Consider the following 13,927-nt stretch of genomic DNA (forward strand, 5'->3'; position numbering starts at 1 on the left):
ACAGGCGAGACCCGCCACCTGCCGCCCTCCCCTTCTACAAGCCGGACACCCATGCTGACCTGGTTACAACGCAACAGCCTCGAATTTCCGCCTCTGGCAAAAGCCATGCGCGATCCCAACGGGTTATTGGCCGCCGGTGGCGATCTTTCCGCCGACCGGCTGATCCAGGCCTATCGCCACGGCTGTTTCCCCTGGTTTTCCGAGGGACAACCGATCCTGTGGTGGTCGCCGGACCCACGCACGGTGTTGTTTCCCGACGAACTGCACGTGTCCCGCAGCCTGGGCAAGCTGTTGCGCAAGCAGCGCTATACAGTGACGTTCGATCAGGATTTTGCCGCGGTCATCCAGGCCTGCGCCGCGCCGCGGGACTATGCCGAGGGCACCTGGATCACCGACGCCATGCAAACCGCTTATCTGCAACTGCACCGGCGCGGTTTTGCCCATTCGGTGGAAGTCTGGGACCAGGGCGTGCTGGTGGGCGGCCTGTATGGCTTGGCCATGGGCCAACTGTTCTTTGGTGAATCGATGTTCAGCCGGGCCGACAATGCGTCGAAATTCGGCTTCGCCATGCTGGTCCAACATCTCAAGGCCGCCGGTTTCGTGCTGATCGACTGTCAGATGCCCACCGAGCATCTGCACAGCCTGGGCGCTCGCTCGATCCCGCGCACGCGGTTCGCCGAGTATCTCGAGGCACACCTGGACCAACCCAACCACGCGACCTGGGTTTGCTGAGCGACATCCGCGCTCCTGGCTTACAATTAGATTTAAAGCTCATCCGAGGGTTGATTCATGACCGAGTTGGCGCGTTTGAAGTTCTATGCCACTCAGCCCCACTCTTGCAGTTACCTGCCGGAGGAGCAGGCCACGACGCTGTTCCTCGACCCTAGCCAGCCCATGGATGTGCATGTCTACGCAGACCTGTCGGAAATGGGCTTTCGTCGTAGCGGCGATCACCTCTACCGGCCGCATTGCCAGCATTGCAACGCCTGCGTCCCGGCGCGCATCCCCGTGGCGCAATTCTTGCCCAATCGCCAGCAGAAACGCATTTTCAAGCGCAACGCCGACCTTCAGGTCCGCCCGGCCAAGCCGCAATTCACCGAAGAATATTTCGACCTGTACCAACGCTACATCGAACAACGCCATGCCGATGGCGACATGTACCCGCCCAGCCGGGATCAGTTCTCGACCTTCCTGGTGCGTGACCTGCCGTTTTCCCGCTTCTATGAGTTCCGGCTGGAGGGGCGACTGGTCGCCATCGCCGTCACGGACCTGCTGCCCAACGGCCTTTCAGCGGTGTACACCTTCTATGAGCCGGAAGAAGAACGGCGCAGCCTCGGGCGCTTTGCCATCCTCTGGCAAATCAACGAAGCCCGGCGCCTGGGACTCGAAGCGGTGTACCTGGGCTACTGGATCAAGAACTGCAAGAAAATGAACTACAAGACCCAATATCGGCCTATCGAATTGCTGATTAACCAGCGGTGGGTTGTCCTGAGTTAGCACCCTTCGGCTTAAAAGCTAGAACCCCTTGGCTTGAACCCCCTTTTTCGGGCACAATGCACGCCGCTTTTGCCTGGCGCAGTTGCACCGGGCCATTCACTGGATACCGAGGGCTTTACTGCATGTCGAAAGAAGACAGCTTCGAAATGGAAGGCACTGTCGTCGACACCCTGCCCAACACCATGTTTCGTGTGGAGTTGGAAAATGGGCACGTCGTAACCGCGCATATCTCCGGCAAGATGCGCAAGAACTACATTCGTATTCTTACCGGTGACAAAGTGCGCGTCGAGCTGACGCCCTATGACTTGAGCAAAGGGCGCATCACTTACCGCGCTCGCTAACAAGTCAATACAAGACGCCCGGCTGATGCCGGGCGTTTTTGTTTGCCTGGAATTTGCCCCAATCTTCAGAAACACATAGCTCCCACAGGGATTGGCAGTGAAACCCAGTCTTGTGCCTTGCCCACAACAGGGCATGATGCGGGACTGGAACAGCAAAAAGGCGCCTTTCGGCGCCTTTTGCTTTATTGCAGCTAACGGTCAGGCCATTTCAGCCGTGGTTTCGAAGTCGAAGGTCAGCTCGCCGTCCTTGATGTCGATGTGAACCACACCGCCATGCTCGGCCAGCTCGCCAAAGAGGATCTCCTCCGCCAGCGGACGCTTGATCTTGTCCTGGATCAAGCGAGCCATCGGCCGCGCACCCATCGTCACATCATAACCACCTTCGGCCAGCCAACTGCGGGCCGCGTCGGTGACTTCCAGCAACACACGCTTGTCTTCGAGCTGGGCCTGAAGTTCGGTAAGGAACTTGTCCACCACGCTCTTGATGACTTCATGGCTGAGGCGACCGAACTGGATAATGGTGTCCAGGCGGTTGCGGAACTCAGGCGTGAAGCTCTTCTTGATCACTTCCATCGCATCGGACGAGTGGTCCTGATGGGTGAAACCGATCGACGCGCGCGCTGCGGTTTCGGCACCGGCGTTCGTGGTCATGATGACGATCACGTTGCGGAAGTCTGCCTTGCGCCCGTTGTTATCGGTCAGCGTGCCGTGGTCCATGACCTGCAGGAGCAGGTTGAAGACTTCCGGATGCGCCTTCTCGATCTCGTCGAGCAGCAATACGCAGTGCGGTTGCTTGGTGATGGCTTCGGTCAACAGGCCACCCTGGTCGAAACCGACATAGCCCGGAGGCGCACCGATCAGACGCGATACGGTATGACGCTCCATGTACTCGGACATGTCGAAGCGCACCAGCTCGATGCCCATCGCCTTGGCCAGTTGCCGCGCCGCCTCGGTCTTGCCGACACCGGTAGGACCGGCGAACAGGAACGAACCGACCGGCTTGTCCGGCGACTTGAGACCGGCGCGGGACAGCTTGATGGCGGTCGACAGCGAGTCGATGGCCGCATCCTGGCCGAACACCGTCAGCTTCAGGTCACGCTCCAGGTTACGCAGCAGTTCCTTGTCGGAACTGGTAACGTGCTTGGGCGGAATACGCGCGATTTTCGCGACGATGTCCTCGACCTGAGGCACTTCGATGCGCTTGACGCGTTTCTCCAAGGGTTGCAGGCGCTGGTAGGCACCCGCTTCGTCGATGACGTCGATGGCCTTGTCCGGCATGTGCCGGTCGTTGATGTAGCGCGAGGCCAGTTCAGCCGCCGCGCGCAGGGCTTCATCGCTGTATTCGATGTTATGGTGCAGCTCGAAACGCCCCTTCAGGCCGCGCAGGATGCCAATGGTGTCTTCCACCGAAGGCTCCGACACATCGACCTTCTGGAAACGCCGGGCCAGGGCGCGGTCTTTCTCGAAGATCCCGCGAAACTCCTGGAACGTGGTCGAGCCGATGCAACGGATATCACCCGAGGACAGCAGCGGCTTGAGCAGGTTCGACGCATCCATGACCCCGCCCGACGCCGCCCCGGCACCGATGATGGTGTGGATTTCGTCGATGAACAGGATCGCCTGCGGACGCTTTTTCAGTTCGCCGAGCAACGCCTTGAAGCGCTTCTCGAAATCACCGCGGTACTTGGTACCGGCCAGCAAGGCACCCAGGTCGAGGGAATACACCACGCTGTTGGCCAGCAGGTCCGGCACCTGGTTGTCGACGATGCGCTTGGCCAGGCCTTCGGCAATCGCGGTCTTGCCCACGCCCGCCTCGCCCACCAGCAAGGGGTTGTTCTTGCGGCGCCGGGCCAGGATCTGGGCCACGCGCTCGACTTCCGCCTCACGCCCGACCAGCGGATCGATACGGCCCTGGCGCGCCAGTTCGTTCAGGTTGCTGGCATAGGCGTCCAATGGGTTGCCTGAAGAAGAAGACTCACCGCCCTCGTCGTCCTGCATATCCTGTTCACCCTCGGAATGATCGCCATGCCCCGGTACCTTGGAGATACCATGGGCGATGTAGTTGACGACATCGATACGCGCGACGCTCTGCTGCTTGAGCAGGAACACCGCCTGGCTTTCCTGCTCGCTGAAGATCGCAACCAGCACGTTGGCGCCGGTGACTTCACGCTTGCCCGAGCTCTGTACATGAAAGACAGCACGTTGCAGGACACGCTGGAAGCCCAGGGTTGGCTGGGTTTCGCGATCCTCGTCATGCACGGGGATCAGTGGCGTGGTGGAGTCGATGAACTCCTGCAGATCATGCTTGAGTTTATCGAGGTTCGCGCCGCAGGCACGCAAAACGGTGGCGGCAGCCTCGTTATCCAATAGGGCCAACAGCAGGTGCTCGACGGTCATGAATTCATGACGCTTCGAACGAGCCTCCTTGAAGGCAAGATTGAGGGTGACTTCGAGCTCGCGGTTTAACATAGCTTCACCTCATACCCAAGTGGTCGGCGTTAACCGTCCTTCTCGATTTCACAGAGTAGCGGATGCTGGCTTTCCCGGGCGTACTGGTTGACCTGCATGGCCTTAGTCTCGGCGATGTCGCGGGTAAACACTCCACATACTGCCCGTCCCTCTGTATGGACGGCCAGCATGACCTTGGTCGCCAGCTCCCGATTCAGGTTAAAAAACACCTCGAGCACTTCGACGACGAAATCCATCGGTGTGTAGTCATCGTTGAACAAAACCACCTTGTACATCGGTGGCGCCTGTAATGCGGGCTTTGCTTCCTGAACAGCAATGCCTGCGGAATCGTCGTCGTGTAGATCCGGGCGATCCTGATTGAATGTTAGTCGAATCTGGCTGACTGCATGCATGGAAAGAAAGGTTCGTTTAGTTGGCGAATACAGTGATGGGGGCGCTTGTGGGCGATTTCAACCACGACCACCGGAGCCACCTTGACTATCGGGAAATCAGTGTTACAACCAATAGAGCCCATCGTGGGTTAAAAAGGTCCGTGGAATCTATCCTGCAAACAAGATTAGCCTGCGGATGGACTGGATGATACTCCAGTGATGGAGTGCGTTGCAGAGGGAAATGGGTTATGTCGGTCGTCAAGAAGAAGGGCAAGGTGAAATGGTTCAATAATGCCAAGGGTTACGGTTTCATTCTTGCGGACGGCGAGGATATCGGAGACCTGTTCGCCCATTATTCGGCCATCGAGATGGACGGCTACAAGACCCTGAAAGCCGGGCAACCTGTGATATTCAACGTTATCCAGGGCCCCAAGGGCCTACATGCCGTCAGCATCCAGCCAGCCCCTGTCGAAGACGCGCCCGCCCCTGTCAAGGTCAGGGTCACCGAGACGCACTGACCGGCAGTCACCTCCCCACCTGAATGAAAATGCCCGGTTCGATCACTCGAGCCGGGCATTCACGTTGAGCGCCGATTCGCTTACATGTGCGAGATCAGGGCATCACCGAAGCCCGAGGACGACACCAGCTTGGCGCCCTCCATCAGGCGCTCGAAGTCATAGGTCACGGTCTTGGCCGAAATCGCGCCGTTGGTGCCCTTGATGATCAGGTCGGCCGCTTCGGTCCACCCCATGTGGCGCAGCATCATTTCCGCCGACAGGATCAGCGAACCCGGGTTGACCTGGTCCTTGCCGGCATACTTCGGCGCGGTACCGTGGGTGGCTTCGAACATCGCCACGGTGTCGGACAGGTTGGCGCCCGGCGCAATGCCAATGCCGCCCACTTCCGCCGCCAGGGCATCGGAGAGGTAGTCACCGTTCAGGTTCAGGGTGGCGATCACGTCATATTCAGCCGGACGCAACAGGATCTGCTGCAGCATCGCGTCGGCGATGGCGTCCTTGACGATGACATTCTTGCCGGTGCGTGGGTTCTTGAACTGCATCCACGGCCCGCCGTCGAGCAGGGTCGCACCGAATTCCTCGGCCGCCACTTCATAGGCCCATTCCTTGAAGGCACCTTCGGTGAACTTCATGATGTTGCCTTTGTGCACGATGGTCAGCGAATCACGATCGTTGTCGACCACATATTGCAGGGCCTTGCGAGCCAGGCGCTTGGTGCCCTGCTTGGAAACCGGCTTGACGCCGATGCCGCAATCCTCGTCAAAGCGGATCTTGGTCACGCCCATTTCTTCTTTCAGGAACTTGATGACCTTGGTGGCCTCGGCCGAACCGGCCTTCCACTCGATGCCCGCATAGATGTCCTCGGAGTTCTCGCGGAAGATCGTCATGTCCACGTCGCCAGGCTTCTTGACCGGGCTTGGCACGCCTTCGAACCAACGCACCGGGCGCAGGCAGACATACAGGTCGAGCTGCTGGCGCAGCGCTACGTTCAACGAACGGATACCGCCACCGACCGGCGTGGTCAGCGGGCCCTTGATGGACACCACGTAGTCCTTGACTGCATCCAGGGTTTCCTGGGGCAACCAGGTGTCCTGGTCGTAGACCTGGGTCGCTTTCTCACCGGCATAGACTTCCATCCAGGAAATCTTGCGTTTGCCGCCATAGGCCTTCTGAACCGCAGCGTCCACAACCTTGATCATGACCGGACTGATATCGACGCCAATGCCGTCGCCTTCGATGAAGGGGATGATCGGGTTGTCGGGAACATTAAGAGAATGGTCTGCATTGACGGTGATTTTGTCACCGACGGCTGGAACCTGAATCTTTTGATACCCCATGCTGAACTCCATTGCTTGGATTGAACATCTGGCTGCGTTCGAGCGTACCCCAGTTGAATCGGCACGCAAACCCTACGTTAGGCCCATCCGCGGCAAAGCCTTGCACTTCGCCGTGTACAAGCCTGAAAACCAAGGGAAAAGCGCCAAACATGAGCATAGTCCGCCCCAGGGGTACTGCGACGTTTAGACCAATGGACGTGTACGGAAGTCTATGAACCATCGGCAGATCGCCAGCTACCTATGTATAATGCCGCCGCTGACCACAGGGTCACGACGGCTGACGGCTCTATTACGAGACTTTCCGCCATTTTGAAAGCCGGGCCGTTACCGCGGCCCGACCGCTTGACGCTCGACTGATGCACCCAACATCACCGCGAAGAAACCTCGACATTCGGCTCACGGATGACTTTGAACGAACGCGCTTACCCGGCGCCCCTCGAGTTTCTGCGCATGCTTTAGCAAAGAAGAGAGTTAATCCGAATATGCCCACCCGCTCGAAGATCATCTATACCTTCACCGACGAAGCGCCTGCCCTCGCCACCTATTCGCTGCTGCCGATCGTCGAAGCCTTTACCGCTTCGGCCGATATCGCCGTGGAAACCCGCGATATCTCCCTCGCAGGGCGCATCCTGGCCAGCTTCCCCGAGCAACTGGGTGACAAAGCCGTAGCCGACCACCTCGCCGAACTGGGCGACCTGGCCGTTACGCCTGAAGCCAACATCATCAAGCTGCCGAACATCAGCGCCTCGGTGCCGCAACTGCAGGCCGCGATCAAGGAATTGCAGGCCCAGGGCTACGCACTGCCGGACTACCCGGAAACCGTGACCAGCGACGCCGAGAAAGACGCGCGCGCCCGTTACGACAAGATCAAGGGCAGCGCCGTGAACCCGGTCCTGCGCGAAGGCAACTCCGACCGTCGCGCGCCGCTGTCGGTCAAGAACTACGCTCGCAAGCACCCGCACAAGATGGGCGCCTGGGCTGCGGACTCCAAGTCCCACGTTGCCCACATGAGCACCGGCGATTTCTACGGCAGCGAAAAAGCCGCCCTGATCGACGCCGCCGGCAGCGTGAAGATCGAGCTGATCGCGCAGGACGGCACTGCCACTGTCCTGAAGGAAAAAACCACCGTACAAGCCGGTGAGATCCTCGACTGCGCCGTGATGAGCAAAAACGCCCTGCGCGAATTCATCGCCGCGGAAATCGAAGACGCCAAGCAAAAAGGCGTGCTGCTGTCGGTTCACCTCAAGGCCACCATGATGAAGGTCTCCGACCCGATCATGTTCGGCCAGATCGTTGCCGAGTTCTATAAAGACGCCCTGGCCAAGCACGCTCAAGTGCTGGAGCAGATCGGCTTCAACCTGAACAACGGCATCGGCGACCTGTACGCCCGCATCAAGGCCCTGCCGGCCGAGCAGCAGGCGCAGATCGAAGCCGACATCCAGGCGGTCTACGCGGCACGCCCATCCCTGGCGATGGTCAACTCCGACAAAGGCATCACCAACCTGCACGTGCCGAGCGACGTGATCGTCGACGCCTCGATGCCGGCCATGATCCGTGACTCCGGCAAGATGTGGGGCACCGATGGCCAGTTGCACGACACCAAGGCCGTGATCCCGGATCGCTGCTACGCCACCATCTACCAGGCGGTGATCGAAGACTGCAAGCAACACGGCGCCTTCGACCCAACCACCATGGGCAGCGTGCCGAACGTCGGCCTGATGGCCAAGAAAGCCGAAGAGTACGGCTCCCACGACAAGACCTTCCAGATCAAGGCCAACGGCGTGGTGCGTGTTTCCGACAACAACGGTCGCACCCTGCTGGAGCAGAAGGTCGAGGCTGGCGATATCTTCCGCATGTGCCAGACCAAGGACGCGCCGATCCAGGACTGGGTCAAACTGGCCGTCAACCGTGCCCGCGCCAGCAGCACCCCGGCAATCTTCTGGTTGGACCCGATGCGCGCCCACGACGGCGTAGTCATCGAGAAAGTCCAGGCCTACCTGAAGGAACACGACACCAACGGCCTGGACATCCGCATCATGTCGCCTGTCGACGCGATGAAGTTCACCTTGGGCCGTACCCGCGAAGGCAAGGACACCATCTCGGTGACCGGCAACGTGCTGCGTGACTACCTGACCGACCTGTTCCCGATCATGGAACTGGGCACCAGCGCCAAGATGCTGTCGATCGTGCCGCTGATGAACGGCGGTGGCCTGTTCGAAACCGGCGCTGGCGGTTCGGCACCCAAGCACGTCCAGCAACTGCTGGAAGAAAACTTCCTGCGCTGGGATTCCCTGGGCGAGTTTCTGGCCCTGGCCGCGTCCCTGGAACATCTGGGTGTGACCTACAACAACCCGAAAGCCCTGGTGCTGGCCAAGACCCTGGACCAGGCTACCGGTGAGTTCCTGGACCGCAACAAATCGCCTTCGCGCAAGGTCGGCGGCATCGACAACCGCGGCAGCCACTTCTACCTGACCCTGTTCTGGGCCCAGGCACTGGCCGCCCAGGACGACGACGCAGCCCTCAAGGCCCAGTTCGCGACCCTGGCCAAGACATTGACCGACAACGAAGAAAAAATCGTTGCCGAACTCAATGCCGTGCAAGGCAAGCCCGTGGACATCGGCGGTTACTACTTCGCCAACCCGGAGCTGACCAGCAAGGCCATGCGCCCGAGCAACACCTTCAACGCGGCGATTGCTGCGCTGGTGTAAGGTTGTAGGCAGTACCACAAACCCCGGCCTTGTGCCGGGGTTTGTGTTTCTGGCATTTAGAACCCACCCCTGTGGGAGCGAGCTTGCTCGCGATTGCAATTCATCATTCAATTCAAATATTGACTGACCCACCGCCATCGCGAGCAAGCTCGCTCCCACAGTTGGATTGGAGTACAGCCACCAGAGACAGGTCGGCTGCCAGGCCGCCTTCGCGAGCAGGCTCGCTCCCACAGGAGAAACGCGACCTCACCAAGAACCAGGCCGGCTATCAAGCCGCCTCGCTTTTGATCTTGATCTTGATCTTGATCTGGGGCGCCCCGTTAACCACGATGGCCGAACGCAGGCATTGCGCAGTGGGCAACCCGGCATGGATGCCGGGTTAGCCGCGCTGGGCCATGGATGGCCCTTCGCGGCGGCCCACGGAGCAATGCCGGAGTGAGGGCATGCCGAGCCTAAGCGAGGCACCGAGTGGTGGGGCAGGAGCGCTTTGGTTACTTTCGCGCTTTTCGAAAGTGACCCGCCGTCAGGGCGGAACCCTAAGCGGCCGTTACCGCAAAAATGGATATGTACCCAGTCAACAAAACCTAGCCGTCTGCAAGCTCCATAATGGCCCATATTCGAATCTGAGCAATAAAGGAACCTTATGAACTGGCACCCCCACATCACCGTCGCCACCATCGTCGAAGACAACGGCCGCTTCCTGATGGTGGAAGAATCCAAAGGCGGACGCGCTGTACTCAACCAGCCCGCCGGCCACCTGGACCCCAACGAAACCCTGATCGAAGCCGCCGTGCGCGAAACCCTTGAAGAAACCGGCTGGGACGTCGAACCCACCAGCGTAACCGGCATCTATCTCTACACAGCCCCCAGCAACGGCGTGACCTACCAACGGGTCTGCTTCGCCGCCAAGGCCTTGAAACACCACCCGGAATATCAACTGGACGACGGCATCCTCGGCGCCAAATGGCTCACCCGCGACGAACTGCTCGCGCAACGCGAACACTGGCGCAGCGAGCTGATCATCCGCTGCATCGACGATTATCTGGCCGGCCATTGCCACAGCCTGGCGCTGATCCGTCCTTCTCTTTAGCCTTGCGCGCCCGGGCCTGATAGAATCGCGTCCTTTTTCAAGACACTCATTGAATTCCTATGCGTGATCCAGCCCCTTCTGACACATCCAAGCAGCGCGTCATTGTCGGCATGTCCGGCGGCGTGGACTCTTCCGTTTCCGCCCTTCTGCTGATCGAGCAGGGTTACGAGGTGGAAGGCCTGTTCATGAAGAACTGGGAAGAAGACGACGGAACCGAATACTGCACCGCCATGGATGACCTGGCGGACGCCCAGGCCGTGTGCGACAAGATCGGCATCAAGCTGCACACCGCCAACTTCGCCGCCGAGTACTGGGACAACGTGTTCGAGCACTTCCTGGCCGAATACAAGGCCGGTCGCACGCCGAACCCGGACATCCTCTGCAACCGCGAAATCAAGTTCAAGGCGTTCCTCGACTACGCCATGATGCTCGGCGCCGACCTGATCGCCACCGGCCATTACGTGCGCCGCCGCGACATCGACGGCCACACCGAACTGCTCAAGGGCCTGGACCCGAACAAGGACCAGAGCTATTTCCTGCATGCCGTCGGCGGCGAGCAGATCGCCAAGACCCTGTTCCCGGTCGGCGAACTGGAAAAGCCCGAAGTGCGCGCGATTGCAGAAAAACATGACCTGGCCACCGCCAAGAAGAAGGATTCCACCGGAATCTGCTTCATCGGCGAGCGCCGTTTCAGCGATTTCCTCAAGCAATACCTGCCGGCCCAGCCGGGCGAGATCAAGACGACCGAAGGCGACGTCATCGGTCGTCACCATGGCCTGATGTACCACACCATCGGCCAGCGCCAAGGCCTGGGCATCGGCGGGCTGAAAGACGCCGGCGAAGAGCCGTGGTACGTGCTGGTCAAGGACCTGGAGCACAACGAGCTGATCGTCGGCCAGGGCAACGACCACCCATGGCTGTTCTCCCGCGCCCTGCTCGCCTCCGACATCTATTGGGTCAACCCGATCGACCTCAGCGAGCCACGCCGCCTGACGGCCAAGGTTCGCTACCGCCAGAGCGACCAGCCTTGCACCCTGGAAAAAACCGCCACGGGCTACCGCGCCACCTTCGATGACCCGCAGCGGGCGGTCACACCCGGCCAATCCGTGGTGTTCTACGATGGCGACATCTGCCTGGGCGGCGGCGTGATCGAAGTCGCGGAACCCTGGAGCAGCCAGGCATGACCCCTATCCAGGAACAACTGACGGCATTGGGCGGCGTGTTTCTCGCCGCCGTGCTGGTGGACCGGATCGCCAAGACCGGCCAGGCCTCCGAAGCGGGCGTGGCCTGCATGCTGGGCAGCCTGCTGGTTCGCGACCCCAAGGACACCCTGGAGGTCTACGGTGGCGACGACCTGAACCTGCGTGAAGGTTACCGTGCGCTGATTGGCGCCCTGGAACGCGACCCCAGCGCCCTGCAACGCGAACCGCTGCGCTATGCCCTATCGATGCTGGGCCTCGAGCGCCAGTTGGCCAAGCGTGACGACCTGCTGGAAACCATCGGCAAACGCTTGCCGCAGATCCAGTCCCAGGTCGAGCACTTCGGCCCGGCTCACGAAAACGTCGTCGCGGCCTGCGGTTCGCTGTATCAGGACACCCTGAGTACGTTGCGCCAGCGTATCCAGGTGCATGGCGACATGCGCAACCTGCAGCAACCGAGCAATGCCTCGAAGATCCGTGCCCTGCTCCTGGCCGGTATCCGCTCGGCACGGCTGTGGCGGCAGTTGGGCGGCCATCGCTGGCAACTGGTGATCAGCCGACGCAAATTGCTGAAAGAGCTTTACCCGTTGATGCGCAACGAATAAGTCGCCTCGACCGTTTTTTTGTAGCAAGGGAGCTTGCCCCCTCTGAACCGCAGAAGTTGTGTAGGAGCTGTGTAGGAGCTGTGTAGGAGCTGTCGAGTGCAACGAGGCTGCGATCTTTCCCCAGACGCTTGAATCTCAAGCGAAAGATCAAAAGATCAAAAGATCAAAAGATCAAAAGATCAAAAGATCAAAAGATCGCAGCCTCGTTGCACTCGACAGCTCCTACAGGCCCAGCGGGAGCAAGCTCCCTCACCACAGGTAATAAAACAGCTTTATCTCGTTACGCGTAACACGCCGGTCAGTTGGCAACGGACCGGTGCTGGTTTTCATGTATGATACGCGCCCCATTTCGTTGCCCGACTGTCCGAGAACACCCCATGCAGCTCTCTTCGCTCACTGCGGTTTCCCCTGTTGACGGCCGCTACGCCGGCAAAACCCAGGCCCTGCGCCCGATTTTCAGCGAGTACGGCCTGATCCGTGCCCGCGTTCTGGTTGAAGTGCGCTGGCTCCAGCGCCTGGCCGCCCACCCTGCCATCGGCGAAGTCCCGGCGTTTTCCGCCGAAGCCAACGCGGTGTTGAACGCTCTGGCGGAAAACTTTGTGCTGGAGCACGCCGAGCGCGTCAAAGAGATCGAGCGCACCACCAACCACGACGTCAAGGCCATCGAATACCTGCTCAAGGAGCAGGCGGCCAAGCTGCCGGAGCTGGCCAATGTCAGCGAGTTCATCCACTTTGCCTGCACCAGCGAGGACATCAACAACCTGTCCCACGCCCTGATGCTGCGCGAAGGCCGTGATGAGGTGATGCTGCCCCTGATGCGCCAGACCGCCCAGGCCATCCGCGAGTTGGCGATCCGCTTCGCCGACGTGCCGATGCTGTCACGCACCCACGGTCAACCGGCTTCGCCGACCACCCTGGGCAAGGAACTGGCGAACGTGGTCTACCGCCTGGAGCGCCAGATCGCCCAGGTGGCCGCCGTGCCGCTGCTGGGCAAGATCAACGGCGCCGTGGGCAACTACAACGCCCACCTGTCGGCCTACCCGGACATCGACTGGGAAGCCAACGCCCGCGCCTTCATCGAAGACGAGCTGGGCCTGAGCTTCAACCCGTACACCACCCAGATCGAACCGCACGACTACATCGCCGAGCTGTTCGATGCGATTGCGCGCTTCAACACCATCCTGATCGACTTCGACCGTGACATCTGGGGCTACATCTCCCTGGGCTATTTCAAGCAGCGCACCATCGCTGGCGAAATCGGCTCCTCGACCATGCCACACAAGGTCAACCCGATCGACTTCGAAAACTCCGAAGGCAACCTGGGCATCGCCAACGCGCTGTTCCAGCACCTGGCGAGCAAACTGCCGATCTCCCGCTGGCAGCGCGACCTGACCGACTCCACCGTGCTGCGCAACCTGGGCGTGGGCTTTGCCCACAGCGTCATTGCCTATGAAGCCAGCCTCAAGGGCATCAGCAAGCTGGAACTGAACGAGCAGAAGATCGCCGCCGACCTCGACGCTTGCTGGGAAGTCCTCGCCGAGCCGATCCAGACCGTAATGCGTCGCTACAACATCGAAAACCCGTATGAAAAGCTGAAAGAACTGACCCGTGGCAAGGGCATCAGCCCTGAAGCACTGCAGACTTTCATCGATGGCCTGGACATGCCTGCCGAGGCCAAGGCCGAGCTGAAGAAGCTCACGCCGGCCAGCTACATCGGCAACGCGGCGGCACAAGCCAAGCGCATCTGATCCACGGCTTTACCTTTGAGACGCCCGGCCGCGCCGGGCGTTTT

General features: G+C 60.2%; 12 protein-coding genes. 9 read left to right on the forward strand and 3 right to left on the reverse strand.

The window, feature by feature from the left end; translation table 11 throughout:
* Window positions 1-51 precede the first annotated feature (51 nt).
* The 3 genes from aat (at window position 52) to infA (ending at window position 1,838) form a co-directional block, all read left to right on the forward strand.
* Window positions 52-732 (forward strand): leucyl/phenylalanyl-tRNA--protein transferase, encoded by a 681-nt coding sequence (aat, locus tag AD659_RS16515; RefSeq protein WP_053123174.1) that lies wholly within the window; start codon window positions 52-54, stop codon window positions 730-732.
* A 57-nt stretch (window positions 733-789) separates the two neighbouring features.
* Complete coding sequence (locus tag AD659_RS16520) at window positions 790-1,497, forward strand: arginyltransferase (RefSeq protein ID WP_053123176.1); 708 nt, start codon at window positions 790-792, stop codon at window positions 1,495-1,497.
* A gap of 122 nt (window positions 1,498-1,619) precedes the next feature.
* Window positions 1,620-1,838: a translation initiation factor IF-1 gene (infA, locus tag AD659_RS16525; protein WP_002553999.1), complete on the forward strand. Its 219-nt coding sequence runs from the start codon at window positions 1,620-1,622 to the stop codon at window positions 1,836-1,838.
* Between the two features lie 198 nt (window positions 1,839-2,036).
* Here infA and clpA read toward each other — a convergent pair whose 3' ends face one another.
* Both clpA and clpS read right to left on the reverse strand, forming a co-directional pair.
* Window positions 2,037-4,307 (reverse strand): ATP-dependent Clp protease ATP-binding subunit ClpA, encoded by a 2,271-nt coding sequence (gene clpA, locus AD659_RS16530; protein WP_053123178.1) that lies wholly within the window; start codon window positions 4,305-4,307, stop codon window positions 2,037-2,039.
* 29 nt (window positions 4,308-4,336) lie between these two features.
* Window positions 4,337-4,699 carry an ATP-dependent Clp protease adapter ClpS gene (clpS, locus tag AD659_RS16535; protein ID WP_003180089.1) on the reverse strand — a complete coding sequence of 121 codons (363 nt, stop codon included), beginning with the start codon at window positions 4,697-4,699 and terminating at the stop codon, window positions 4,337-4,339.
* A 227-nt stretch (window positions 4,700-4,926) separates the two neighbouring features.
* Between clpS and cspD the strand changes: the two genes are divergently transcribed.
* Window positions 4,927-5,196, forward strand: coding sequence for a cold shock domain-containing protein CspD (gene cspD / locus AD659_RS16540; protein ID WP_053123181.1), 270 nt, complete (start codon window positions 4,927-4,929; stop codon window positions 5,194-5,196).
* An 80-nt stretch (window positions 5,197-5,276) separates the two neighbouring features.
* Here cspD and icd read toward each other — a convergent pair whose 3' ends face one another.
* Window positions 5,277-6,533 (reverse strand): NADP-dependent isocitrate dehydrogenase, encoded by a 1,257-nt coding sequence (icd, locus tag AD659_RS16545; RefSeq protein WP_053123183.1) that lies wholly within the window; start codon window positions 6,531-6,533, stop codon window positions 5,277-5,279.
* 482 nt (window positions 6,534-7,015) lie between these two features.
* Between icd and AD659_RS16550 the strand changes: the two genes are divergently transcribed.
* The 5 genes from AD659_RS16550 to purB all read left to right on the forward strand — a co-directional run bounded on the left by AD659_RS16550 (window position 7,016) and on the right by purB (window position 13,883).
* Window positions 7,016-9,241: an NADP-dependent isocitrate dehydrogenase gene (locus AD659_RS16550; RefSeq protein ID WP_053123185.1), complete on the forward strand. Its 2,226-nt coding sequence runs from the start codon at window positions 7,016-7,018 to the stop codon at window positions 9,239-9,241.
* 643 nt (window positions 9,242-9,884) lie between these two features.
* Window positions 9,885-10,331 carry an NUDIX hydrolase gene (locus AD659_RS16560; RefSeq protein ID WP_053123187.1) on the forward strand — a complete coding sequence of 149 codons (447 nt, stop codon included), beginning with the start codon at window positions 9,885-9,887 and terminating at the stop codon, window positions 10,329-10,331.
* Window positions 10,332-10,390: 59 nt separating this feature from the next.
* Window positions 10,391-11,515 carry a tRNA 2-thiouridine(34) synthase MnmA gene (gene mnmA, locus AD659_RS16565; protein WP_053123189.1) on the forward strand — a complete coding sequence of 375 codons (1,125 nt, stop codon included), beginning with the start codon at window positions 10,391-10,393 and terminating at the stop codon, window positions 11,513-11,515.
* Window positions 11,512-12,135, forward strand: a complete 624-nt coding sequence (hflD, locus tag AD659_RS16570; RefSeq protein WP_053123192.1) for a high frequency lysogenization protein HflD — start codon at window positions 11,512-11,514, stop codon at window positions 12,133-12,135. Before mnmA ends, hflD begins: the two co-directional genes overlap by 4 nt.
* A 377-nt stretch (window positions 12,136-12,512) precedes the next feature.
* Window positions 12,513-13,883, forward strand: a complete 1,371-nt coding sequence (gene purB, locus AD659_RS16575) for an adenylosuccinate lyase (protein WP_053123194.1) — start codon at window positions 12,513-12,515, stop codon at window positions 13,881-13,883.
* Window positions 13,884-13,927: the final 44 nt, after the last annotated feature.

It is taken from the genome of Pseudomonas thivervalensis (genome assembly GCF_001269655.1).
Classification (GTDB): domain Bacteria; phylum Pseudomonadota; class Gammaproteobacteria; order Pseudomonadales; family Pseudomonadaceae; genus Aquipseudomonas; species Aquipseudomonas thivervalensis.